The 24,797-nt window shown below is 41.4% G+C and carries 29 protein-coding genes and 1 pseudogene; 25 read left to right on the top strand and 5 right to left on the bottom strand.

Going from position 1 to position 24,797, the window contains the following annotated elements; translation table 11 throughout:
- The first annotated feature begins 24 nt into the window (after positions 1 to 24).
- Both LDO73_RS09850 and LDO73_RS09845 read left to right on the top strand, forming a co-directional pair.
- Positions 25 to 375 (top strand): hypothetical protein, encoded by a 351-nt coding sequence (locus tag LDO73_RS09850; RefSeq protein WP_006815276.1) that lies wholly within the window; start codon positions 25 to 27, stop codon positions 373 to 375.
- A gap of 8 nt (positions 376 to 383) precedes the next feature.
- Positions 384 to 593 (top strand): hypothetical protein, encoded by a 210-nt coding sequence (locus LDO73_RS09845; protein WP_154637534.1) that lies wholly within the window; start codon positions 384 to 386, stop codon positions 591 to 593.
- A gap of 164 nt (positions 594 to 757) precedes the next feature.
- Here the strand turns inward: LDO73_RS09845 and LDO73_RS09840 are convergent, their stop codons facing one another.
- Positions 758 to 1,063 carry a hypothetical protein gene (locus LDO73_RS09840; protein ID WP_154637535.1) on the bottom strand — a complete coding sequence of 102 codons (306 nt, stop codon included), beginning with the start codon at positions 1,061 to 1,063 and terminating at the stop codon, positions 758 to 760.
- A gap of 225 nt (positions 1,064 to 1,288) precedes the next feature.
- On the opposite strand from LDO73_RS09840, the gene LDO73_RS09835 reads away from it, so the two are divergent.
- The 3 genes from LDO73_RS09835 to LDO73_RS09825 all read left to right on the top strand — a co-directional run bounded on the left by LDO73_RS09835 (position 1,289) and on the right by LDO73_RS09825 (position 4,461).
- A complete protein-coding gene (locus LDO73_RS09835) occupies positions 1,289 to 1,510 on the top strand; it encodes a DUF2732 family protein (RefSeq protein WP_154637536.1) in 222 nt (73 codons plus the stop codon).
- Entirely contained in the window at positions 1,503 to 1,724 is a 222-nt protein-coding gene (locus LDO73_RS09830; RefSeq protein ID WP_224057728.1) for a TraR/DksA family transcriptional regulator, read from the top strand. Before LDO73_RS09835 ends, LDO73_RS09830 begins: the two co-directional genes overlap by 8 nt.
- Before the next feature lie 76 nt (positions 1,725 to 1,800).
- Complete coding sequence (locus LDO73_RS09825; RefSeq protein ID WP_224057727.1) at positions 1,801 to 4,461, top strand: toprim domain-containing protein; 2,661 nt, start codon at positions 1,801 to 1,803, stop codon at positions 4,459 to 4,461.
- A gap of 762 nt (positions 4,462 to 5,223) precedes the next feature.
- On the opposite strand, the gene LDO73_RS09820 is transcribed toward LDO73_RS09825, so the two are convergent.
- The 3 genes from LDO73_RS09820 to LDO73_RS09810 all read right to left on the bottom strand — a co-directional run bounded on the left by LDO73_RS09820 (position 5,224) and on the right by LDO73_RS09810 (position 10,701).
- Positions 5,224 to 7,392: an AAA family ATPase gene (locus LDO73_RS09820; RefSeq protein ID WP_224057726.1), complete on the bottom strand. Its 2,169-nt coding sequence runs from the start codon at positions 7,390 to 7,392 to the stop codon at positions 5,224 to 5,226.
- 526 nt (positions 7,393 to 7,918) lie between these two features.
- On the bottom strand, positions 7,919 to 8,944 hold the full coding sequence (locus LDO73_RS09815) for a phage portal protein (RefSeq protein WP_224057725.1): 1,026 nt from the start codon (positions 8,942 to 8,944) through the stop codon (positions 7,919 to 7,921).
- Complete coding sequence (locus LDO73_RS09810) at positions 8,944 to 10,701, bottom strand: terminase ATPase subunit family protein (RefSeq protein WP_224057724.1); 1,758 nt, start codon at positions 10,699 to 10,701, stop codon at positions 8,944 to 8,946. Before LDO73_RS09810 ends, LDO73_RS09815 begins: the two co-directional genes overlap by 1 nt.
- A gap of 169 nt (positions 10,702 to 10,870) precedes the next feature.
- On the opposite strand from LDO73_RS09810, the gene LDO73_RS09805 reads away from it, so the two are divergent.
- From LDO73_RS09805 to LDO73_RS09730, 17 genes and pseudogenes are all read left to right on the top strand, one after another.
- Positions 10,871 to 11,695, top strand: coding sequence for a GPO family capsid scaffolding protein (locus tag LDO73_RS09805; protein WP_224057723.1), 825 nt, complete (start codon positions 10,871 to 10,873; stop codon positions 11,693 to 11,695).
- A gap of 26 nt (positions 11,696 to 11,721) precedes the next feature.
- Positions 11,722 to 12,798, top strand: a complete 1,077-nt coding sequence (locus tag LDO73_RS09800; RefSeq protein WP_224057722.1) for a phage major capsid protein, P2 family — start codon at positions 11,722 to 11,724, stop codon at positions 12,796 to 12,798.
- On the top strand, positions 12,798 to 13,490 hold the full coding sequence (gpM, locus tag LDO73_RS09795; RefSeq protein ID WP_224057721.1) for a phage terminase small subunit: 693 nt from the start codon (positions 12,798 to 12,800) through the stop codon (positions 13,488 to 13,490). Before LDO73_RS09800 ends, gpM begins: the two co-directional genes overlap by 1 nt.
- Positions 13,491 to 13,556: 66 nt before the next feature.
- On the top strand, positions 13,557 to 14,021 hold the full coding sequence (locus LDO73_RS09790) for a head completion/stabilization protein (protein WP_224057720.1): 465 nt from the start codon (positions 13,557 to 13,559) through the stop codon (positions 14,019 to 14,021).
- Positions 14,018 to 14,221: a tail protein X gene (locus LDO73_RS09785; protein ID WP_154637547.1), complete on the top strand. Its 204-nt coding sequence runs from the start codon at positions 14,018 to 14,020 to the stop codon at positions 14,219 to 14,221. The genes LDO73_RS09790 and LDO73_RS09785 overlap by 4 nt, the downstream gene beginning before the upstream one ends.
- A 24-nt stretch (positions 14,222 to 14,245) precedes the next feature.
- Positions 14,246 to 14,560 carry a phage holin, lambda family gene (locus LDO73_RS09780; protein WP_224057719.1) on the top strand — a complete coding sequence of 105 codons (315 nt, stop codon included), beginning with the start codon at positions 14,246 to 14,248 and terminating at the stop codon, positions 14,558 to 14,560.
- The gene (locus LDO73_RS09775) at positions 14,561 to 14,965 is read left to right on the top strand and encodes a structural protein (protein ID WP_224057718.1); all 405 of its coding nucleotides are present in this window, start codon (positions 14,561 to 14,563) and stop codon (positions 14,963 to 14,965) included.
- Positions 14,962 to 15,507, top strand: a complete 546-nt coding sequence (locus LDO73_RS09770) for a DUF2570 domain-containing protein (protein WP_224057717.1) — start codon at positions 14,962 to 14,964, stop codon at positions 15,505 to 15,507. The genes LDO73_RS09775 and LDO73_RS09770 overlap by 4 nt, the downstream gene beginning before the upstream one ends.
- Positions 15,485 to 15,916 (top strand): phage tail protein, encoded by a 432-nt coding sequence (locus tag LDO73_RS09765; protein WP_224057716.1) that lies wholly within the window; start codon positions 15,485 to 15,487, stop codon positions 15,914 to 15,916. Before LDO73_RS09770 ends, LDO73_RS09765 begins: the two co-directional genes overlap by 23 nt.
- On the top strand, positions 15,858 to 16,523 hold the full coding sequence (locus LDO73_RS09760; RefSeq protein WP_224057715.1) for a phage virion morphogenesis protein: 666 nt from the start codon (positions 15,858 to 15,860) through the stop codon (positions 16,521 to 16,523). Before LDO73_RS09765 ends, LDO73_RS09760 begins: the two co-directional genes overlap by 59 nt.
- A 33-nt stretch (positions 16,524 to 16,556) precedes the next feature.
- The gene (locus tag LDO73_RS09755) at positions 16,557 to 17,231 is read left to right on the top strand and encodes a phage baseplate assembly protein V (RefSeq protein WP_224057714.1); all 675 of its coding nucleotides are present in this window, start codon (positions 16,557 to 16,559) and stop codon (positions 17,229 to 17,231) included.
- Positions 17,228 to 17,569: a GPW/gp25 family protein gene (locus tag LDO73_RS09750; protein ID WP_154637552.1), complete on the top strand. Its 342-nt coding sequence runs from the start codon at positions 17,228 to 17,230 to the stop codon at positions 17,567 to 17,569. The genes LDO73_RS09755 and LDO73_RS09750 overlap by 4 nt, the downstream gene beginning before the upstream one ends.
- 2 nt (positions 17,570 to 17,571) lie before the next feature.
- Positions 17,572 to 18,480: a baseplate assembly protein gene (locus LDO73_RS09745; protein ID WP_224057713.1), complete on the top strand. Its 909-nt coding sequence runs from the start codon at positions 17,572 to 17,574 to the stop codon at positions 18,478 to 18,480.
- On the top strand, positions 18,473 to 19,084 hold the full coding sequence (locus LDO73_RS09740; protein ID WP_224057712.1) for a phage tail protein I: 612 nt from the start codon (positions 18,473 to 18,475) through the stop codon (positions 19,082 to 19,084). The genes LDO73_RS09745 and LDO73_RS09740 overlap by 8 nt, the downstream gene beginning before the upstream one ends.
- Positions 19,081 to 19,965, top strand: a pseudogene (locus LDO73_RS18215) (phage tail protein); the annotation flags it as partial. The gene LDO73_RS09740 and the pseudogene LDO73_RS18215, both read left to right, overlap by 4 nt.
- Before the next feature lie 48 nt (positions 19,966 to 20,013).
- Positions 20,014 to 21,006: a gp53-like domain-containing protein gene (locus LDO73_RS18210; RefSeq protein WP_423810890.1), complete on the top strand. Its 993-nt coding sequence runs from the start codon at positions 20,014 to 20,016 to the stop codon at positions 21,004 to 21,006.
- A gap of 2 nt (positions 21,007 to 21,008) precedes the next feature.
- On the top strand, positions 21,009 to 21,428 hold the full coding sequence (locus LDO73_RS09730) for a tail fiber assembly protein (RefSeq protein WP_224057711.1): 420 nt from the start codon (positions 21,009 to 21,011) through the stop codon (positions 21,426 to 21,428).
- Between the two features lie 30 nt (positions 21,429 to 21,458).
- Here LDO73_RS09730 and LDO73_RS09725 read toward each other — a convergent pair whose 3' ends face one another.
- Positions 21,459 to 22,484 (bottom strand): acyltransferase family protein, encoded by a 1,026-nt coding sequence (locus LDO73_RS09725; RefSeq protein ID WP_224057710.1) that lies wholly within the window; start codon positions 22,482 to 22,484, stop codon positions 21,459 to 21,461.
- 297 nt (positions 22,485 to 22,781) lie between these two features.
- Between LDO73_RS09725 and LDO73_RS09720 the strand changes: the two genes are divergently transcribed.
- The 3 genes from LDO73_RS09720 to LDO73_RS09710 are packed head-to-tail and all read left to right on the top strand — an operon-like array spanning position 22,782 to position 24,792.
- Positions 22,782 to 23,954: a phage tail sheath protein gene (locus tag LDO73_RS09720; RefSeq protein WP_224057709.1), complete on the top strand. Its 1,173-nt coding sequence runs from the start codon at positions 22,782 to 22,784 to the stop codon at positions 23,952 to 23,954.
- Positions 23,955 to 23,956: 2 nt separating this feature from the next.
- The gene (locus tag LDO73_RS09715; protein WP_224057708.1) at positions 23,957 to 24,472 is read left to right on the top strand and encodes a phage major tail tube protein; all 516 of its coding nucleotides are present in this window, start codon (positions 23,957 to 23,959) and stop codon (positions 24,470 to 24,472) included.
- Between the two features lie 11 nt (positions 24,473 to 24,483).
- Positions 24,484 to 24,792, top strand: a complete 309-nt coding sequence (locus tag LDO73_RS09710) for a phage tail assembly protein (RefSeq protein WP_224057707.1) — start codon at positions 24,484 to 24,486, stop codon at positions 24,790 to 24,792.
- The last annotated feature ends 5 nt before the right edge of the window (positions 24,793 to 24,797 follow it).

The following is a 24,797-nucleotide window of genomic DNA, read 5'->3' as shown; positions in this document are numbered from 1 at the left end:
TACCCCAAACGGAGAGATTATCACATGAATGAGAAATTGTTACATTTGCTGTTCAAGATTCCTGATCCGATCACTGTTTCGGAGTTTTCCCGCCGTACAGGTAAGTCAGAAAGTAGTGTTAGAAAACTCACTGATCGCCGTCGTTTACCTATCCGCACCGAACGCCAATTGCATGGTGAAAGTTTTAGCGATATGCGCTTAATGATCATGTGGAATGAGTGGCTTGAAATGGTTTACGAGGCTACTGGTCAAATTCCATCAACTGAACGGATGGGATGGAAAGCGAGTTGGTTTAAGCGAGTAAATAAACTGATTAGCGATTTGGGTGCTGTTCCAGATGAGCTCAAATCTGTCGAAGAAGCTTTGAAAGGGTAGGTGACGAAATGACTGCTGGTATTGAGCAGGTTTCAACGCATAGCTTTAAGTATCGTAACTTTCAAATTATTAAGTTACCGGCTAAAGCCATGAATCCCGTAACCCGCTTTCACGTTCAACGTGATGATAATTCGTTTGGGTTATTTGATTCGATGACTGAGGCTAAAAAATATATTGATGAACTATGGGGAATTAGAAATGAAAAAATTAAACCATAAACCTAGTTTAATGACATCGACAATAAATAATTTAATTATTAGCAGTGAAATAACTAATAGCTTTCAAAATATTATTGTGCCTAACTTAATTATCTCTGGGGAGTGTAAGTTGTATAAAGACAATGTTCATGTTGGAAACATTGTCTTTCAAGTATCAAAATAAGTTATTTATTTTTAAGTGCTTCAAACTCAGAAATAAAATTAGCGCTTAGAACATTTAAATCGGCAACAGCCTTAAATGATGAGTTTTTCATCGGGTTGTTTACATGAGAGTGAGAGTTCATCATGGTTAAAAAATTCTCTCTACTTTTTCCTTCAAGTGATGCTGCAATTGCGCAAGTCATCATTTCTAAAGCGAGAATTCTATCTTCTATATTATGAACTTCACGAGATTTACGGGCTTGTTGGAAGAAGTCTTGTAACTCTGATTTATTATTCTGAGTAAATTCTTCCAATTTTTCGATATTCATTAATAACTCCTTTTTAGTTGGTCGTTATGCCTGATTCCTGTCAAAAAATAGCAGGCGTAGCAAATATACCACACACCATGTTGCCGATCATGGTTAAAAAAATCGGGTCAAATATCGTAAGGTGATTATTAATATAAAAATAATCAAAATCAGATGGTAATCAAATCATTAAATAATGACCTTTATCGGTCAGGGCTTTTTATTACCTAAAAATGAGGCTTTAAAATGAGAAATATTCCAGAACCAATATTTACTCCCGTTGCTGAAAATATAAAAGCCAATCGGGAAGATGAGCGTAAATCATTAATGAATCGTTTTGCTGATCGCCAACGTCAATTAGCCGACAAAGTATTAACAGAGAAATTAGATTACGCGCAAGCTCATCAATTATTGGTTGATGAAGCGGATAAATTCGAGTCACAGGCGGGAGATCTTAATTATGTCTGATGTTATCGACCGCGCCAATGACCATGCCGCATTAGTACTGGAGCAACAGATTGAAGCAGCAAGGAAACCAACGAATAGGGTATCTGCGTTTGAGTGTGAGAATTGCGATCACACGATACCAGAAGCCCGCCGCCAAGCGGTTATTGGCTGCACTTTGTGTATTGACTGCCAAACACTGTATGAACTGAAAGAAAAACATTACCACAGCGTATGAGAAATCATTCTCTGCAAGCAAATAAAAAGCACACAACCCGCGGGTAGGCGGTGATTGTGTGCTCTAAGGTTATCACATGAAATCATATCATATTCAGTCATTATTACCTCGCCTCGTACACGACTTTCAATTCAAAGAGCAAAACGGTTATTTGCGCCAAGGTGTATGTCCAAGTTGCAAGAAAAAAGAGCTATTTACCTCCATTGAAATGCCGTTTGTGCTGCGTTGTGGGCGTGAAAATAAATGTGGTGCTGAGTTAATTGTTAAAGAAATCTACCCCGAGATATTTGATGACTGGTCAGCGCACTATCCTAAAACACAGCAAGCGCCGAATGCCGCCGCAGATGCTTATTTGCAGCACGCACGAGGGCTAGATGTTGCAGCGTTAAAGGGGCTTTATTCCGAGTCGAGTTATCATGCCAATGGGTTAGGAGCGGCAACGATTAAGTTTGCGTTGCCGGAGGGGGCTTATTGGGAACGGATTATTGATAGACCGTCACGATTTGATCGTAAAGCTAACTTTTTTGGTTCCTATAAAGGGCATTGGTGGACATTGCCACAACAGGATTTAACCCAAGTCAAAGAGATTTGGCTGACGGAAGGTATTTTTGATGCCCTTAGCTTGATTCAAAATGGTATTACGGCTGTATCGCTAATGACTTGCCATAATTACCCTGAAGCTGCTTTAAATGCGTTGAAAACTGCGATAGGTAACAATAAAAAACCGCTTTTAGTTTGGGCGCTGGATAATGGCGTAGCCGGCGAGCGAGCCATGAAAAAATTTGTTGATCGCAGCCAAGAGGATGGGTGGAGATCTACAGCAGCCAGACCGGCTGAAATCGATACTGGCAATGATTGGAATGACTTGCATATGAAAGGCAAGTTGTCTGAACGTGATATCGCTCGTTATCGCTATTATGGCAAGTTACTGTTAGCTTCAACCGCGTTTGAAAAAGCCCGTTTGATGTTCAATTGGACAGAGCGCTCAGAGTTCGATTTTCAACACGATAACCGGTTGTATTGGTTTAAGTTAGATATCGATAAAATGATGAAAACCATTGAGCGTATTCATGATGCCGAACCTGATTTAGATGAAGATGAAGCCAGACAAAAAGCGGTGAAAGAGTCCGGAACGGTAGTTGAAATCGCCAATTGTTATCCCACTCCGTTATATTTCCAAAAATCTGTAGAAACCGATGAATCATGGTATTACATGCGTGTAGATTTTCCTCGCCAGCCTCAAGTTAAAGCCACGTTTACTGCTTCGCAGTTAACCAGTGCTAGTGAATTCAAAAAGCGTTTATTGCATGTCGCCAAAGGGGCGGTTTATACCGGCACAACCTTGCAATTGGACCGTATTTGCAAGCAAGCCTTGCCTGATATTAAAGAGGTGATCACGCAAAATTATGTGGGTTATAACAAAGAGTATGGTGTGTATGTATTTAATGATGTTGCGGTGCAGGATGGTAAGTGTTTTACGCTAAATGAGGAGGATTATTTCTCTCTAAATAAATTGGATATCAAGACGTTAAGCCTTAGCCCGTCATTAGCAATCAATACGGATCTGAATGAGTTTGATACTGGCTGGTTAGAATCGCTTTGGGAGGCATTCGGTGCTAAAGGTTATGTAGTGCTGGCGTTCTGGTTGGGTTCGTTCTTTGCGGAGCAGATACGCAAAACTCATAAAAGCTATCCATTTTTAGAAATTTGCGGTGAGCCCGGTTCGGGTAAAAGTACCTTAATTGAATTTTTATGGCGCTTATGTGGTCGTGCCGATTACGAGGGATTCGATGCGTCAAAATCCAGTGCCGCAGCTCGAGGACGAAATTTTTCGCAGATTAGTAATTTACCTGTGTGTTTAATTGAAAGTGATCGAATGCAAGATAATGCAAAACTGAAAGCATTTGATTGGGAAGAGTTAAAGTCACTGTATAACGGGCGTGCTACACGTTCATTAGGCGTTAAAAATAGTGGGAATGAGACTTATGAGCCATTATTTAAAGGTAGTATTGTGATTGCGCAGAATGCGGAGATAAACGCGTCTCGTGCGGTTTTAGAACGGATTATTCATCTGTATACCGATAAAGCCGAGCAGAGCGTTGAAACCCGTTATGCAGCGATTGCCCTTGAACGTTATCCCATTGAAAAATTATCTGGTTTTCTGCCTACGGTACTAATGAAAGAAGCTGCGATATTAAAGCAATACAATGAGAGCGTAGATGGCTTACAGGCGCAGTTATTTGCAGATAAAGCGATTAACCATGAACGGATCGCTAAAAACCACGCACAGTTAATTGCATTGTTGGAAACGTTAGCGTTAGTTTTACCCGTAAAAGCGGCACATATTCGTCAGACTCGTGACTTTATTATTGAGTTGGCTAAACAACGTGTTCAGGCTATCCAACTTGACCAGCCGCCAGTGATGGAGTTTTGGGATATGTTTGACTACCTGCAAGATAATGAGGCGTTTGGTGTGAATCACAGCATTGAGCAGGGCGTTTATGCGGTGAACTTTAACCATATCGCGCAAGTAGCGAGTGAACACCGCCAATCTATGCAATTGAATACTGAAATTAAGAACTTATTGAAGTCAGGGCGTATGCGTAAATTTGTGGGCGTCAAGACAGTACGAAGTGTGGTGAACAGCCAGTTTAATAGTTCGCTTGCAGCAGGGAGTCAACTTAAGAAGCCCGAAGTGATTAAGTGCTGGGTGTTTCAGGAAAACAGTGAGAGTTAGTTTCTCATCCATTCATCTATAGGCTGCCAATGTGCAGCCTTTCTTTTATCTGTAGAAAGATATCCAGCAAATATCATAAATACTCAGAATGAGAAACAAGAGAAAGAATAAGATGTTGTGTAATAAATAAGCATTATTAAGTGTCTTTTATATAAATAGAGAATTTGTGGGAGGGGTTCGGAAAGCGGTTACAATGGTTACAAAATTAAAATAGTTTTATATCTTATTGATTATATGTAGAAATATAGAAAATAAAAAAGGTTACAAATGGGTTACTTTGCGGTTACGTGTAACCGTTTTGAGAGGTTACAAATTAAAAATATAACTCATTGTTTTATAAGGATGTAACTTTTTAGCCCCTGTTTTGTAACTCGTTGTAACCAGTAAAAAGTTACAACAGAGTTGTTTGTAATCTGTGGGTTAGATGTGGTTTTGGTGGGGTGTAACCGATGTAACCGGTTTCCGAAAGGGGGCAATATATCAATAATTAATTTCTAGGATAATTTTATTGAAAATAAATATTTATGTATTAGTATACTATTGTTACCGTTGAGGATGACTTGCTACCTAACACTGAATATTGCTTTATATGATGTGTATAAAGGTCTATTAGTGACAAACTAATATCTTTAAGGGAGTAAGGCAATGCTAAAACCAGTAGTTGTAAGACAATACATGCGTTTTAGATTCGGCCGTTGGGAGTCTGTGTGTAGACACAGACGCTCATGGCCAAGAAGCTAAAATCAACCTCAACGGTAACCCTTAATCCTCCATCATATTATTATAGTGATTTTCATCTCCCATCTCTGAAAATATCCCCTTAAATAAAGTCAAATAATTGCTAGTATCAATATTTATAAAATTAGAAATATTAACTGAATCTAAATGTGATCCTCTATTAATATAACGATAGAAAGCTCTATAATTTTGATTGTCTGTTTTTATAACAAGTTCCTCTATTTTTTCGTTTAGATTATCGTACTTGTGAACAAAGGAAAAATAATATTCAAGAATGTTTCTCATTACATTTGGTAGAATAGTAATAGGAGCTTTATTATTTTTAGCATCTTTTATAATTGACCATAAAGAATGATATTCATTTTTAATATCATACCTCCCAATAGGCTCTATTTGAGAGTTTTCATTTTTATATACTCGATACAATTTATATTTGTTGTTGAAACTTTTTTCATTCTTTGGCGCAAGTTTAATTAATTCATGAAAAAAATAAAGATTGTGTGTTAAAATAATTATTTTCCCAGAAGTATTCTCTTTTATTAATTGGTAGTTGATGATGGATGCAATATCATAAATATAATTTTGAGATAAACTAGAAATAGGGTCATCAATTACAATTAAAAGGTCGTTATTATTCGAGATTTCACTTTCTCTCCTTCCCTTGCATAACTCAATAAAGTATAAAAATGATATTAAAGTTTTTTCACCTTCACTTAACGTGTTGAAGATTTTTTCATTATTATTACCTCTATTTCTTTTAATTACATAGTAATTGCTTTGTTCATATTTATCTATTTCAAACCCTTGCAAACCTAATAATTTTAAATTTTTATTTATATTTTCTATTGTATCATGAATTGTAGAAGTACTTTCCCTTAATAACTTCAATTCATTTTTCTTTTCGTCTATTTTAGAAGATAACTCATTTTCAGTTACTTCTAATTTCTTTTTTTCTTCTAATATTTCACTTGCTTGCTGATTGTAAACGGAAATAAGATCAGCACATTCATACCTAATCTCATTCCATAATATACTTCTAATTTTATTTTCACTTTGCCTGAAATTTTTCACCATATGGTTTAAAATCTCAATTTTATCATTTTCATAGTTGATAATTTCATTTAGTTCATTCAATATTATCAACTCACTTAGCTGTATTTTTTTAGATGGCGACGATATTTTTTCATCAATCTTTTTTATATTCTCTATTATTAGATTACTTAATTCACGATGAAGGGCTTCAAATAACTCCTTTTTATCATCACTTATAAGATTATTAATTTCAATTACATTGATATTAATGTAATCATAATAATTAGAATATACATCTCTTAATTTTCTAATGTCAGAAATGGTTTTTTCATACGTTTTATCAAAAATACCACTAAGAGCCTCAATAAAATCACCTGTAATTGTTTTTGATTGACAAAAAGGACAACTCTCAGTTTTGATGTAATTATCAAGTCCATGTTTAACCCAATCGTAATTATTATATGTTTTTATTAGGGTAGATAAATAATTATCGCCAAGTGGAATCAAAGGCTCATTTAATAATAAATAATCATCTTCAGATAAAGTATACTTTATTAACTCAGATAATTTATCTTTGCTAACACCTTTATTTTTAATTAAATCACTATATTCAGACTCTAATTTATCTAAACTTTTTCGCTCCTCTGATTCATCAAACAAATTATTATATACTTCATCAAAAAAATTTTCTTTTCGGTGTTTTAATAAAGGTCTTAGTTCTCCATTTCTTAAAGTTGAGTATTTATTAAAAATATTGTCCTTAATATTTGTTGATAATTTGTTTTTTTCTAATAATTTTTGAGATATAGTACTATTAGCTATTTCTCTTTCTTTCTTTAAGTCTTCTATGTCTCTTTCGATATCCTTAATTTTAATCTCAATTTCTTTATTTTCTTTACTTAGAGTAAAAATTCCATCTTGAACATCTTTTTCATAGAAGTAATCATCTATAAACATTTGATTATATACTATTTTTTTGTACCCCTTATCTAATTGACAGGTACTATCTATATATCTTTGATTGTTTTCATCGTAAAAATAATTAGAAATTGTTGATTTACCACTTCCATTTTGCCCATAAAATATGTTTATAGGTTTTGATAAATCAATATTAACTTCATCAGTATAACTCGCTACATTCTTTAGTTTTAAAAAGCTCATATTTCACCAGATAATAAAAAATTTCACATATAATCATCCGTTTATAAATTTAATCAATAGATCTCCGTCACATAATTATAATTGAATATATTTCTGCAATTTTTTGCATCAATCTGCATGATCACCAAAGGAGTGTTAATCTGGTGAAGCACGGCTATTGGTGAGGCTCTAACGATCTCTAGCACCGGCATGAAAACCGATCTATTTAGTGGGCAGGCGTGGCGGGGCTACGATTGCGCGGCGACATGTTTATTGTTAATAATCCGTCTGCAAAATTTCCGCGCCATAGCGGCGTTAAATTCAAATTTCTATAGCTAGATAGCAATTAATTTATGTCGTCTCAGAATGGATTACAGAGCGGCTAGGCATCGATTTGGCGGGAGTGTAATTAGGATGATTCGTCTTGGTGTGGTGGTTTTGATATAATAGTGTGGGGTCTTATTATTATTTAAACCATCGAGATCACCTGCCTAATGGCGAAAAAATACCGCCATTGAGGCGGTACCATGTTTAATGTTGAGATAATCTATTCGTTATCATCATCCAGCCGGTACGGCTCAAACTGAATAATCTCTTCACCACACCAATCATTTAACTGTTTCATCTTGGCTTGCAGCGGAATAAGTTCATTGCGAACAAATACCTTAGCCGCTTTCTCAACATCACCAAAGCCACCGGTATTCTGTGGAATGATCCCCATCATTTGTGGCGGTACCCGATGTGCAGCGAGCATATCATCACGGCTGACATTTTTAATATTTAGAAATTCATCTTTCGCAGCGACTTCACTTAGGGGCATAACTTGAATGCCGTCTTTCTTTCCGTTCGGAGCATACAAAAATAAGTTGCGGAAATTGCCGGGGCCACGACTGCTTCTTACTGCATTACGAATATTTTCAATGTCGGTCGGAGACTGAGACGAATCACTGATATACATGATGTAACCAGCATGACTCCCATTGAGATAATATCGTCGACGAAATAACGTAGCAGATTCATTTAATAAGGTTGAGGGTAGGGCGGCAAGATATTCAGGTAAGCCATATAGCTCTTGGTTGATATCAGGCTCAATCAAGTGAAACACACCGCCTTGTTGGAATGCGTAAGGCTCACTTTCATAACCATATTTAGCAAACCAATATTGATTCTCTTCAATGCCTCGACGGGTATATTTTGCCGGAATATGTTTAAATCGTAACAAGCCACCTAATAGATTTTTTCGCTCTTCCAAATAGGCATTGCCAAACATTAAGAAGTCGAGCGCAAAGCTATCAAAGGCTTGTCGATTAAGTAATGTATGTGGCTTAAAAGTGCTGGTAAGAATATTGCGCTTAACAAAAATCGCGCTGCTATGATGTGGCGCCGCACGGAACGCCTTCGATAGTCCATTGAAATTCATTGGTGGTTCATACCAATGCTCCATTCTGACACATTCCAGATAATCATAAATTTCACGACTATCGAGAACGGAAACCGGTTCACCAAACGTGAACGCTTCAACGCCACCGGTATTTTGAGTTTTATTGCGATTGTTGCGGTTTTTACGGCTCATTAGTATAGCTCCACGATATTATGATGTTGGGTGCTGTCACCGGTGATCGGTTCATTGAATAAGGCATGCATTGCTGCCCATGCTAAGTCAGCATGGCTGGCATCTTCACTGCGGCTGGCTTCATAAGTTGGGCGGTTGCCACTGGCGGTGGTTGACCGTCGAATGGCCATAAAAGACTGAATAATGTCGGTGTCACCAGCATCGAACTCTAAGCGGCCGCTGTTGATCACATCCCATGCTTTAAGCACTAAGGCGTTTTTCATTGCGGGGTTATAGACAAACTCACGGGCTTGCGGGAAAAACTCTAAAACGGATTGATAAACACCGTGGCCAATACCGGTTGAGTCAATGCCGATATATTCGACGTTATAGCGTTCAGTCAGTTGTTTAATGGCTTCGGCTTGGGCGCGGAAGTCCATGCCGCGCCATTGATGGCGCTCTAATATACGAAAGGCCCCACCCATCATGGATGGCGGAGCAATCACAACGCAACCAGCACTATCCCCATTTTCGGTACCTTTGGCGGGATCGTACCCAATCCAAACCGAACGATAACCATAAGGGCGATACATTTCAGGCTGAAAGTCTTCCCAAACTTCCCAACTATCAACAAGACAACGTTGCATCAGTTCCAGTGAGAAAATCGACGCGATATCATCGACAAACTCACACATCAGCAAGTTTTGATATTCATCGGGGCTGTATTCCAGCCTCAATTGGTTGATATCAAATAAATCACATCCCCCCTTGATAGCATCCTCAACAGTGACGATTTGACGCCATTGCCCGTCTTCACATAACCTGCCTGCGGCGAGTGCTGCATGACTGACATCTATATCGATACGATCAGCTTTAGCTCGCCCTCGGTTGAATAATTTTCCAGACCAGAACGGATAAGCACTGTGCGTCAGACTTGATGGAGTGGAGAAATAGGTTTGACGCCATTTTTTGTGGAGTGCCATGCCGCTGGCAACTTTCCGCAATTCTTGAAATTTGGGTATCCAAAAGAATTCATCAAGGTATAAATTGCCGTGATAACTCTGGGCCGTTTTTGCGTTGGTACCGAGAAAATAGAGGGTTGCCCCGTTTGATAAAACAATGGGATCGCCTTTTAAGTCTACGTCCGCTTCACGCGCCATTTCAATGATGTAGCCTTTAAAAACGTGGGCTTGTGCCTTACTTGCTGATAGAAAGATTTGATTTCGTCCGGTAGTCAGCGCATCAATGAAGGCTTCTCGTGCAAAAAAATACGTTGCTCCGATTTGTCGGGATTTTAGAATGTCACGAATTCGATATTGATTGCCGGCGCCATACCAAACCTTTTGATAGCCGAACATGTTTTCACGAAAGATTTCCTCTAATCGCTCAATTTGTTCTTCGCTAAATACATTTTTATCGGGTGGGCGGCGTTCACCAGCATTGCGGTTGGCCAACTTCGGATTTAAATCAACTTCATTGCCGCCGTTCTGGTATTTGTGGATTTTGGCGTGTCGCTCAACTTGGCGGTAAAGTAAGTCGATTTCTTTGAAGTCTTTTCCCTCTTTATTGTCTTTCTCAAGGAGTGTGCAAAGCCGCATTTCAAGCGTCATTTCGACACGTTCAATCGGCGTGATCTCATCCCACTTGTCGCGCCGTTTCCAGCTATGAATCGTGGATGCCTTTTCTTTTAAAATTTCGGCAATACGCGCAATACGGTGCCCACTGAAATAAAGGTGCATCGCGCGTTTGCGGGGTTCAAAATCATGTAATGTATTCATGCAGCCAGATTACTGAGCGCAATCCTCGCGCGCGCTGGCGTTGTGTTGTACCCGCCTTTCATACAACAGCGATCCGTTGTCTCCTTGATGTAAACACTGAAACCTATAAGCCACTTATTTTTGAAAAATATTCTGACAATCCCGTTTTGTTACTGATGGAGTCATTTGCATGACGAAAAAAACGAAGCCAGTGCGAATTTGTGTTGAGGGTGCCACGACTGATGGGCGCACGGTGCAGCGTTCTTGGCTAACTGATATCGAAAAAAACTACGATCCCAGTGTGTATGGTGCACGCATTAACTCTGAACACTTAAAGTATGAATGGATGCCGCGTTTTGGTGATGTGGAGTCTGTTTATACCGAAGAAATTAAAGAGGGTGCGCTAAAAGGCAAGCTGGGCTTGTATGCCACGTTACTGCCAACTGACGACTTGATCGAAATGAATAAAAAGCGTCAGAAAGTGTATACCTCAGTGGAAATTAACCCGAAATTTGCGGATACCGGCGAAGCCTACCTTGTTGGTTTAGCTGTAACCGATAACCCTGCCAGCCTTGGCACTGAAATGCTGCAATTTAGCGCAAACAACAGTGTTAACCCGCTATCTGGTCGTAAGCAATCTCAAGAGAACGTGTTCACGCTTGCAGAAGAAACCCTGTTTGAATTCGATGAAGAAAAGCCTGAAACCCCGTCATTATTTTCCCGCGTAGCCGAAATGTTAAGCGGCAAAAATAAAAAAGACGATGCTCGTTTTTCTGATGTCGATAAAAGCGTTGAGCTGTGCGCTCAAACGATTGATGCCGTGCGTTTAGAGTTAAATGAAGCCAAAACAAAATTAAGCGCTTACGAAAGCGAAATGCATGAAGTCAGTGAGCTACGTAATGAGCTGAATGAGCTAAAAGCCACGCTCAAACAAACGGATGGAAGCAATGTCAATCGACCACAGTCGTTGGGTGATAACGGCGCGACTGCCCCTGAATTCCTGACGGATTGCTAATTAGCCTTACAAATTTGAGAGCAAACATGAAAAAACATACCCGATTTCAATTTAATGCCTTTCTCACTCAATTAGCGTCGCTGTTTGATGTTGAAGTGGAGGCGTTATCCAGCAAAGTTGAAGTGAATCCGTCTATTGCCCAAACGCTAGAAGATAACATTCAGCAAAGCGCGGCATTTTTAACCATGGTAAACGTGGTTCCTGTTGATGAGCAATCAGGCTCTGTCATTGGGCTTGGCGTAGGTTCAACCGTAGCTGGTACAACGGACACCTCGAAAAAAGACCGTCAGCCAACAGATCCAAGCGAACTGAATGAAGTGACCTATAAATGTGAGCAAACCAACTTTGACACGGCTATTAAGTATCAAAAATTGGATTTATGGGCGAAGTTTAAAGACTTTCAGTTACGTATTCGTAACGCGATTATTCGTCGTCAAGCGCTTGACCGTATCATGATTGGTTTTAACGGTACCAGCCGCGCGAAAGACTCTAATCGTGAAGTGAATAAGTTACTGCAAGACGTCAATATCGGCTGGCTGCAAAAAGTGCGAAATGACGCGCCAGAGCATGTGGTTAGTGATGTTAAAGATGCTGATGGGAAAGTGATTTCTGCGACAATTCGCGTTGGGGCGGGTGGTGATTTCCATAACCTTGATGCCTTGGTGATGAGCGCTGTTGACGATCTGATTGATGAAGAATATCAAGATGATACTGATATTGTGGTGATTTGCGGTCGTAAGTTACTTAGCGATAAGTATTTTCCGCTGGTCAATAAAGAGCAGGAAAACAGCGAAAAACTCGCGGCAGATATGATCATCAGCCAAAAACGCATCGGCGGCTTGCAAGCCGTTCGCGCTCCATATTTCCCTGATAACGCCCTTCTGATCACCCGTCTTGATAACCTGTCTATTTACTGGCAGAACGAAACTCGTCGCCGTCATATTTTGGATAATCCAAAGCGTGACCAAATCGAAAACTACGAATCAGTCAATGAAGCCTATGTGGTTGAAGATTATCGCGGTGTTGCGCTGATTGAAAATATCGAAATGCTACTCGTGCCAGTGACAGCACCTGAAGCTGATAAAGGCGAGGGCGGCGAGTAATGAGTAGCAGTATTTTCCGTCGTCACGTTATCCGTATGGGCGCAGAAAAGGACGCGCAGCAGCGCGATCCGATTATGCAAACAGGGACGGCTTACACGCAAATGACATTGATGATGAATGCTGACCGTCGCCGGTTAAAGCGCATTCAGTCTTTTGAGCGTAAAGCCAGCGTAAAACGGGAAATGCTGCCTAATTATGCGCCTTGGGTCGCTGGTATTTTGGCGAGCGGTAAAGGACAGCAGGATGATGTCACTATGCGGGTAATGTTGTGGCGTATTGATGCCGGTGATTATCACGGGGCATTAGATATTGCCGACTACGCTTTGCGTTATAACCTCAATATGCCCGATAAGCACACCCGCACAACGGGCTGTGCTATTGCGGAAGAGATTGCTGATCAGGCTGAAAAGCAATACGCCGCTAAAACCCCGATGCCGTTGGACGTCCTTACTCGAACCATGACGCTAACGATTGATGAAGATATGCCAGACCAAGTCCGTGCAAATCTTTATAAGTGGTTAGGCTATGCCCAGCGAGACAATAATCAACCTCAACCCGCAACCTGCTCATGGTTGAGAGCATTGGAATTAAATGACCGTGTTGGTGTGAAGAAAGACTTGCAGCAACTTGAGAAGTACCTAGAAAAGCAGCAAGAGACCGCCACGGAACAACAGAACGAGCCACCGCGCTAGGGCGGCACAAGGGAATAATGTGATTTAACTCCCTTTGTCCACCGCCCACCTATTTAGAGGCATTGTATGGATTTTACTTCCTCACAATCACAGAACCTCACTGATGAAGTCTTTCACAGTGGTGATTTCTTTCCTGATATTCACGCACTGGATTATCAAAAATCCATGCTGACCGACGGAAAACTGACGCCGGAACGCCTCAAGCATGCCATCACTAACGCCATCATTGAAATCAATCGGGAGTTATCCGCTTGGCGCCAAAGCCAGATTGAAAAGGGCTATGCGTCAATGGATAAAATTCCGGCTGAATTTGTGAATACAGAGAGTGAATTGGTGTTGCTATATCGACGCGCCGTCTACAGCCAAACGAAAGCCAATTTGACTGAACGTTACCGCGATGTAGATACCACTAACAGTGGTGAGAAAAAAGCCGAGGGTTTAGGTACCACAATTGATGAATTATGGCGTGATGTGCAGTGGGCAATTCAGCGCATCAAGGGTGAATCACACAATATTGTTGAATTGATATGAAAGTGATGGCGTTGCAAGGCGAAACATTGGATGCCCTGTGTTTTAGGGTGTTGGGGCAGACAGCCGGTGTAGTTGAGCAAGCTTTAGAGCTTAACCCAAACCTTGCTGATATGGGCCCAATATTAACGCATGGGGTGACAGTTGAATTACCCGATATCACCGAGCAGCCCAAAAAAGCCATGATCCAACTTTGGGATTAACAACACCCTCAATAGGGGGATGGTATGAAAACGATGAAAGAACACTTTGCAGAAATTTTCGAGACAGTTAAAAACGCATTACCGCAATTGTCGGGTGTGGCATTGGCAATCTTTATTCGTTATGCCTGCCTAATTTATGACGGTGACACGCGAAAAAATAAATGGGCTGAATGCCTGTTATGCGGAGCGTTGTCATGGGCAATTATTGGTGGCGCTGAGTTTCTTGGCATTCCGAATGGCGCATCCGGCATGATTGGCGGCGCAATTGGCTTTTTAGGTGTGGAAAAAATTCGTGAGATTGCACACCGAATGATTAATAAGCGGTTAGGAGATAAATAAGTGACACGCGGAATTCGAAATAATAACCCAGGAAATATTGATTATAACCCTGCGAATAAATGGCAAGGGCAATTGCCAATGGATAAAGTTATCGAGCCGCGTTTTTGCCGCTTCGAAAGCCCAGAGTATGGCATCCGTGCATTAATGAAATTATTGAGCACCTACCATAAAAAAGGATTTAACACGGTCAGTAAGATGATCAGCCGGTGGGCGCCGCCTAATGAGAACGTCACGCAAAACTATATCAATGGGGTAGCAAAAATGTTGGGCGTCACCACGAATGAAGTGATTGATCCTCGTGATAAATCGATAGCGATTAAGTTAGCAAAGGCGATTATTCAGCATGAGAATGGGGTACAGCCATACAATGACGCCATGTTTGAAAAAGCGTACAGCTTATTATGAGTAAAACGCCGCTTATATTAGCTGTTGTCAGCATAGTGATTATTGGCTGTCTCACTTTTGCTTTGGATAAAAGTGATGCTTTACGTAAGCGGCTGGAAGCTGATAACGAGCAGAAACAACACACTATTGCGCTGCAAAACAAAATGATTATTGATAGATCATTTCAATTTCAGCGCTTTAATCAAATCGCATCAAGTGCATCTTCAAACGGATTACATCAACGAGCTGCATCAGAGGAAAGAAAAATTGAATATAAAGCGATTATTCAAAAAGACCCCACCTGTGATCTGCCTGTGCCTCGTGGCATTGCTGACCGGCTGCTCAACAACACGTATCGATTACGTGGAATCGCAATGCGTACCGATACCCAAAACGCTGACCCAGCCGATCCCGCCATCACTGCCGGAAGGGCGCTAACCTATTGTGATTTACCCGTATGGGTGGATGCGTTACTGACCGATATCGAACAGGCCAATACCCAACTGATGGCGATAGAGCAGGCGGAGGAAGCACGCAAGAATGAAAAAGCTCAACAGCATTAAAGACCGGCTGTGCCAAAAAATTCCCTACCTAAAAGATAACCCTGAAAAGCTCTATCTGTTTGTTGATGATGGCCGAATTATTGCCACCTATGAACCCTCGCTATCTTACGAGTATAGCTACAGCTTGAATATTATTATTGAGGCATTCCCTGATGACCAAAATATTATCTTTGCTGTGGTAATGGAGTGGCTAAAAGAACATCAACCCGACATTCTCGCGAATCCTGATAAACGAGATACCGGCATTCGCTTTGAAGCGGATATTCTCAATAGCCAAAGTGCCAATATCAGTATTGATTTAAAGCTGACAGAGCGTGTTATTGTCGCGATGAAAGAGGGTAAGTATCACGTTGAAGCTGTCAACGAGCCAGCCGATCCAACTCATGACTGGAATTCGTTGTATGGATGATGCGCTGACTGAGTTAAACAGTGAAATTGGGGGGCTTTTAGCGAGAGCCTCAACAGCAGAGAGGAAAAAACTCTCTCGGGTATTAGTTCGCGATTTACGAAAGCGACAAATCAAACGTATTCGAGAGCAGAAAAACCCTGATGGTAGCCCATTTACTCAGCGAAAAGCCCAGTTTATTACTGTTCAGCGCGAGATGCGTTTTATCTGGCGAGGCCAGCAACGTAATCTTAAAAACTGGCGCCAAGGCAGGCAAACCATTACCGGATTTGATGTGGACAAAGGGGCGCAGCGTTCATTTAGAAAAGGGGATATCCAGCGATTTATCTCTGTAAAAAAAGACCGAGTTAAAATAAAAGGTAAGAGTAAACAAGCGCGAATGTTTAAAAAGTTAGCAACAGCACGCTATATGAGAGCATTTGCCGGCGACAATGAAGCCGCTATTTTCTTTGCGCCGTCAGCCGCCGCCATTGCCGCTATTCACCAATATGGGATGAAAGAAAAACTGCGTAACCTTGATATTCAATATCCTGTGCGTCAATTGTTGGGTTTTACGGTTGATGACATCCGCCACATTGAAAACCTAATCATTAATCATTTCGCCTCGTGATGTTGTAATTCGCCGCATTACAACAGCGAAGCCATGCATTCCAGCCATTTTGTCTGGCAGGCTATCGCCATGAATGCAAATGCCAATAACGCGGAGCTGCTCCGCATCATCCGAAACATGATCCGCACCGGCGTCATTATTGATGTCGATATTCGTCGTGGGTGTCGAGTACAAACCGGAGACTTACAAACAGATTGGCTGCCGTGGGTAACTCAGCGTGCGGGTAGTGCGCGTCAAATTTGGGCGCCATCAGTGGGTGAGCAGGTTGTGATCTTGTCGATAGGTGGCGAGTTGACTACGGGCCTTGTGTTAGTTGGGCTTTTTTCTGATGAATACAGCGAGCCTACCGATTCATTGACTGCCAATCATGTGACCTACTCCGATGGTGCTGTCATTGAATATGAGCCTGCAACCGGTGCGCTAAAAGCAACGGGCATTAAGACGGCAACGATTGAAGCCAGTGAGCAAATCAGTGCGACAACCAAGGTCGTCATTGTGAATGCCAGTAAACAAATCAAGCTAAACACGCCAACGGTGATTTGTTCGAATAACTTAACGTGCGCCACATTAAATGTGACTGAGGGCGGTGAAATGACAGGCAACTTTACTCACAACGGCGGCGCGATTAAATCCAATGGTATTACATTGCATTCGCACCAGCATGGCGGTGTGCGTTCAGGTGGTGAGACAACGGGAGAGCCTCAATGAGATTTCTCGGTTTAAGCGCTGCTACCGGTCAAAGCATTACCGACATTGACCATGTTCGCCAGTCTGTTCGCGATATTTTAGTCACTCCCATTGGGAGCCGCATTGCTCGGCGTTCCTATGGCTCATTGTTGTTTAGGTTGATAGACCAACCCGACAATAAAGCGTTAAGGCTGCGACTGATGGCGGCGTGTTACACCGCGCTTTTGCTGTGGGAGCCTCGCATTGAAATTCAGCAACTAATCATTTCTACACCTACGCCAGCCAGCATTGTGATTGAGTTGAGCGGTGTTTTTTCAGGAACTGAACAAGCGTTCAGTTTCTCTGTTCCTGTGAGGTGATCATGGCGACCATTGATTTAAGCTTACTTCCGCCGCCGGATGTGGTTGAAAGTTTGGAATTTGAGTTGATTTTCATTGAGCGTAAAAATGCAATGATTGACGCGATGCCAAGTGAATTACGCCCTGCAATAGCCAGAGCATTGGCACTTGAATCTGAGCCGTTAACCAAGTTATTGCAAGAGAATTGCTATCGAGAGCTTTTATTACGTCAACGTATTAATGAAGCGGCTCGCGCGAGCATGGTCGCTTTTGCTGTGGGGGCTGATTTAGATCAGCTTGCGGCTAACAATAATGTTAAGCGACTGATGTTATCTGAGGGGGATGCTAATGCAGTGCCGCCGATCCCGCCAGTGTATGAGTCTGATGCTGATTTAAGATTACGCATTCCCAGTGCATTTGAGGGGCTGAGTGTGGCGGGGCCAGTTGGCAGTTATGAGCATCATGCGCGTAGTGCCGATGGGCGCGTTGCTGATGCCTCAGTGATCAGCCCATCACCCGCCTGCGTGACGGTGACGGTTTTATCGAGAGAGGGGAACGGTACCGCGCCGGCTGATTTAATTGACAAAGTAGAGCTGGCTTTAAACGATGAAGATGTGCGCCCTGTTGCTGACCGTGTAACGGTGCAGTCAGCAACGATTGTTAATTATGACATCGATGCGGTTATTTACTGTTATCCCTCCCCTGAATACGAGCCTATTACTGCGGCAGCAGAAGAGCAGCTAGCGCGTTACACAACCCAGCAACACCGGTTAGGGCGTGACATTGTGCTGAGTGCCATTTATGCCGCGTTACATGTGCAGGGCGTCCAGCGTGTTGAGCTGAAAAAGCCCATTGCAGATATCAAGTTAGATAAAACACAAGCCAGCTTTTGCACCGGTATTAATGTGTCATTGGGTGGTTCTGATGAGTGATCGTTTACTTCCTACTGGCTCATCAGCATTAGAACTCGCCGCCGCCAATGCGTTGGCACAAATAGAACGAGTGCCGATCCCTATTCGTATTCTATGGAATCCTGATAAATGTCCGGTGCATTTACTGCCGTATCTTGCATGGGCATTTAGTGTTGACCGGTGGGATAAAAACTGGACAGAAAAAGCTAAACGTGACGCCATTAAATCGGCGATGTTTATCCATAAACACAAGGGCACAATCGGGGCGCTGCGCCGAGTAGTTGAGCCATTGGGTTATTTAATCCGCGTTATTGAGTGGTGGAAAACCAACGAAACCGCCGGCACTTTTCGCTTAGATATCGGCGTGTTGGAAACCGGTATCACAGAAGAAATGTATCGAGAGCTAGAAGCGCTTATTTTCGATGCAAAGCCAGCAAGCCGGCACCTCGTCGGGCTAACCATTCAACTTGAAACCAAAGGCAATATTTTTTGTGCGGCTGCGAGCTATGGCGGGGATGAGCTGACGGTTTATCCATACACGCCGGATGTGATCAGTGTTGGTGGTGCTATCTCCACTGGTGCGGCAGTCCATGTTATTGATGAAATGAGGGTTACTCTCCAATGAAATATTTTGCATTGCTCACCACCTATGGTGAGAAAGTGCTTGCAGAGGCGACAGCTCTCGGCACAAAGATTGAATTGACACACATGTCTGTTGGTGATGGTGGCGGCTCATTGCCGGCACCGGACACTAAGCAAACGAAACTCATTAATGAACGTCGAAAGGCGGCGATTAATACCTTGTTCATTGATCCATTAAACCAGAATCAAATCATTGCAGAACAGGTTATTCCTGAGAATGAGGGCGGTTGGTGGATACGCGAGATTGGTTTGTTTGATAAATCAGGTACATTGGTTGCTATCGCAAACTGCCCAGAAACTTATAAGCCGTTATTGGTTGAGGGGTCAGGACGTACTCAAACAATTCGTGTGGTTCTTATTGTCAGCCACACGGAATCAGTCACGCTGAAAATTGATCCGGCAGTCGTATTGGCTACAAGAAAATATGTTGATGATGCAATTGAAGTTTTAGACAAGCGTATCGGTTCGTTAACAGCGAAGGATGTTGGTGCGGTACCAACAAGCGATGTTGTCCAGAATACAGGGCAGTCGGTTAGTCAGGTAATGAGTCAAAAGGCGTCGACTATAGCAATAGCAGATGCGAAGAAAGCCGGAACAGATGCGCAGGCTACGGCTAATTCAGCTGCAAGTGCAGCAAGTTCAGCGGCAAGTGCGGCGAGTAGTGCAAATAGCAATGCTAATGACCGTCTGCCTAAAACTGATGTTGTTCAAAGTACAGGGCAGTCAGCCACTCAAGTCATGAGTCAAAAGGCGGCGACTACTGCGATAGCGGATGCAAAGAAAGCAGGAACGGATGCGCAGAATACAGCTAATTCAGCAGCCAGTGCTGCAAGTAGCGCAAATGAAAATGCTAATAATAGATTACTTAAAACTGATGTTGTTCAAAGTACAGGGCAGTCAAAAGTCCAAGTAATGAGTCAAGAAGCGTCTACGAAAGCATTCATGCAATTCGGAGATTTTGGATTTGGTGGCAATGCTATAAATGTTCCTGCGTCAACAGGCTACGATGGAATAACGCAAACCAGTGTTTTAAAAGGTTCAGGCGTTAGTGGTACCCCTCCTAGTGATATTGCGTGGGGTTCAATACTTCATCTGCAACGTGATACAGGTAGAGCAACTCAACTTGGTTTTTGGCAGGGAAATATTGCAACAAGAAGCCAAAAAGATGGTGTATGGGAAGAAAAATGGTCATTCTCATACACAGAAGCTAACACAGAAAAAGATAGCCAAGGTTTCTTAAAAGAAAAGGGAAACAAGAAAACTGTTGTTATTACAGATAATATTGCTCATACAGCAGGTGATGACAAAACAAAAGTTATGAGCCAGTGGGGAGCAAAAGATTGTTTTATGCAATTTGGTGATTTTGGATTAGGTGGCAATGCGCGTAGCTTAGCTAATTTATATCCAAATGGTGATTTTACTCCATCAATGTTTGATAGCTTGAAAACGGGTTTTTATTCATTTGGTGGAGAGCGTAATGCTCCAATTCCTAACAATTATAACCATTTTATATATGTCAGGTGGAACGATAACGCCGCCGCTGTTTTAGGGTTTACTGCGGAGGGGCATGCTTATTTGTATGGACGAAATGGTACATGGCGCGAACGAATTGATATATATACAAGTAAAACGGCACCAAAAAATACCGCGAGTAAATCTTCTAATAGTGGTTGGTGGAAATGTGCCAATACTGGACTTATTTATCAATTTGCATCGGGTTCAAGTTCAAAAACGGGTGATTTAATTCAATTCCCAATAGCCTTTCCGAGTGCATGTATTGCGTTAAATATAAGTGATGATAACGGCTCAAACGCAGTTGGCGTTACAGGGCGTAATACATCTGGTTTTAATATTCGATATAGCCAAGAATCCAAAGCTTATAGTTATATTGCTGTGGGGTATTAACAATGACTTATTATTATAGTGCTAGTTTTAATTCATTTTACCCATCTGAGTTAAAAGAGGATTACGTCGAAGCAGGTACGTTTCCTGACGATTCGGTATTGGTTGATGATGATGTTTTTCTAGAATTTTCACAATCTATTGAAGGTAAGATAAGAGTGGCTGGAAATAATGGATTTCCAAAATGGGCGAATCAACCGGCACCTTCTAAAGAAGAGCTGATAGAACAGGCTGAAAATGAAAAGCAACAACGTTTAATTGAGGCTGAAAGTCATATCACGATATTAGAGCGAAAGGTTAAGCTGGGAATGGCGACAGAAAGCGATCTTAATAGACTCACTGAGTGGGAAATTTATAGTATTAGAGTTGCGGATACTGACACTTCACTTGCGCCAAATATTGAATGGGCTCAACAACCAAGATAAAAGAAAGCCCCGACGTGTCGGGGCTATTTTTTAACCGGTAAAAACTTGATTAATGAACTTAGATAACCACTGTTTTTTGATTTTTAGTGTGAGCCAGTTGACAAGTTTACGTTGATACACAGCCATGACAATGGAGAAAACTGAAGTTATGGCAAGGCTAAGAATATAATGATAGCCACTAAAGTAGTTTTTAGTGAAAAATATCATTGGAATATGCCATAAGTATATCCATATTGTGTTTGGAGCTATGTAATTAACAATTAAAATAAACGTTTTATTTTTTAAATTAAAATACTTTAAAATTGAGTAAATGATTATAGACATGACAATAGCATAAGAAATATAAACGATGGTAGGTGGATATTTGTAATCATTGACTCTAAAGCTATTGAAGTAAAATACACAAAAAATCACAAGCAGTGCGGCATGTAGTGCGAAAACAATTGAAAGTTTTTGTCTACTTAATGATGACATTAAATATCCGACTACGAACATTAATCCATAGGAAACGGAATAAATGAAATTATCACCCAATAAAAATTTTACTAATCTATTTGTTTTTGGCGAGTAGTTAAAGTATACAAAAGTAATGACTACACACATTAGAGTAAATAAAATTATGGTTTTCATTCCTCCAATCTTATTTATCATTAGAACATAAAGAGGGGAAAGCAAAGCTACGATTAAAAAAACCTTAATTATCCAAACATAGCCGAAACCACTTTCTAACTTGAATGAGGTTGTTATTGTGTTGTAATTCAAAGTCCAGCGGGTGATCTCTATATTAAATAAAAAAGTTATTAGATAAAAAAACGCCAAGAAAACCCATACAGGAAAGACGAGTCTTTTGACTCTTGACCAAACATACGAAAAATAATTTACAGATGTTTTTCCTGCCAAGAAAAATGAAGCCCCTGAAATAAAAACCATCATAGGAACATCGAATGTTCTTATCTGAAATAGTGGGTCAGAAGGGGTTGGGTTCATGTGAGCAAGGATGATAAGTAGTATTCCTAACGACCTCATGATATCAATAGTAAAATTTCTTTCTTTCATTTATTTTGTCACCAAAAGCTTAGAGTAGTTATTAATTGGGTGACATTATAGTGTTAGTTATTTGAATTGCATTTAAAAATATAATGGATGTTTTTTAGGTTTTAGTTATGGAAAAATAACTTAGGTGGTGACAATGAAATGACGATTTATGATGCATTGTATTGATTAACCTGCTTTAACTCCTTTCAGAGTTACATATTGTTCTTTATTGTATAACTCAACGATACAACACTTGCCGCACGACAACGCGAAATATCAATAACACCATAGAAGCTACCACAAAAAGGAGCTTCTTTTATGGCACAAGATTACCATCACGGCGTCCGTACTGTTGAAGTCAACGACGGAACACGCCCTATTCGAACTATTAGCACCGCAATTGTCGGCATGGTGTGTACCGCTGATGATGCTGATGCAACCGCATTTCCACTTAATAAGCCTGTGCTTATTACTAATATTCAAAGTGCATTAGGCAAGGCCGGTAAAACCGGAACGCTTTCCCATGCGTTAGAAGCGATTGGCGACCAAACGTCTCCGATTACTGTCGTTGTGCGCGTAGAGCAAGGGGAAACCGAAGCCGAGACCACAACCAATATTATTGGTGGCACTACCGATACAGGACAAAAAACAGGTTTACAGGCATTGCTTACTGCCAAAAACCATACCGGCGTAAAGCCTCGTATTCTCGGTGTGCCGGGTCATGATACGCAGGCAGTTGCGACCAAATTAGCGGCAGTTGCCCAAGAGCTGCGCGCCTTTGCTTATGTTAGTGCCTACGGCTGTAAAACGGTGTCAGAGGTATTGGACTACCGCAAAAACTTTAATCAGCGCGAATTAATGATCATCCACCCTGATTTTTTATCATGGGACAAAGTTGCCAACGGTGAATCTATCGCCTTTGCCACGGCGCGAGCATTAGGGCTGCGTGCAAAAATCGATCAGGAAACTGGCTGGCATAAGACGCTATCTAACGTAGGTGTTAACGGTGTAACAGGTATTTCAGCCGATATTTCGTGGGATTTGCAAAACCCTGCCACTGATGCCGGCTTACTCAACGAAAACGATATTACCACTCTGATTCGTGAGGATGGTTTTCGCTTTTGGGGTTCTCGCACTTGCTCCGATGATCCGCTATTTGCATTCGAGAACTACACGCGAACTGCACAAATCATTGCTGACACGATGGCGGAAGCGCACATGTGGGCAGTTGATAAACCAATGACACCAACGCTGGTGAAATTCATCATTTCAGGCATTAACGCGAAAATGCGTTCACTAACTCGCAATGGTTATCTCTTAGGTGGTGAGTGTTGGTTTGATCCTGATGCTAATGATAAGGACGAATTAAAAGACGGTAAGTTAGTGATTGATTATGACTACACACCGGTACCACCTGCGGAAAACATCACATTACGTCAGCGTATCACTGATAAATATTTGATGGACTTATCATCAAAGATTAAGGGGTAATCATGGCTTTACCACGTAAATTGAAAAGTATGAACCTCTTTAATGAGGGGCAAAATTGGGTCGGCATTGTCGAAGAAATGACATTACCGAAAATCACCCGAAAGTTAGAAACCTATCGCGGCGGCGGAATGAATGGCGCCGTTAATATCCGCATGGGGTTAGATGATGGCGCTCTCGATAGCGAAATCACGCTAGGTGGTATGGAAGCGCAAATCTATAAACAGTGGGGTATCACTGAAATTGATGGAGTGACGTTACGTTTTGCCGGTGCTTACCAACGAGAAGATACTGGAGAAGTGACTGCCTGTGAAGTCGAATTACGCGGCTTTCTTTCTGAGATTGATGCAGGAACGGCAAAACAGGGTGATAACACCCAAGTTAAATTCAGCTTTAAATCGACGTACTACAAGCTGATATGGGGTAGTGAGTCGATTATCGAAATTGACATTATCAACATGGTTGAAATTGTGGACGGTGTTGATCGTCTTGCTGAACAACGTGCGGCTATTGGGCTGTAATGGAAAATAAAATGACTGATGAAATGAAAAAAAATCAAGCCACTGTAAAACTGGATGAGCCAATTAAACGCGGAGAAACAGAACTTACCGAAGTTGTCGTGCGTAAACCAAACACCGGTGCATTACGTGGTGTGCGTTTACAGGCGCTGATGGATATGGACGTATTATCTATGTCAGAAGTGTTGCCGCGTATCACTTCCCCTTCGCTGACTAAGCCTGAAATCATGGCAATGAACCCCGCTGATCTGGTGCTGCTTTCGATTGAGGTGGTTAATTTTTTGCTACCGAACTCGATGCGCACGGACTACCAGAACGATTAACCGTT

The organism is Providencia alcalifaciens (assembly GCF_915403165.1).
In the GTDB taxonomy this organism is placed as follows: Bacteria; Pseudomonadota; Gammaproteobacteria; order Enterobacterales; family Enterobacteriaceae; genus Providencia; species Providencia alcalifaciens_C.
This window is presented reverse-complemented; position numbering and strand designations above follow the sequence as displayed.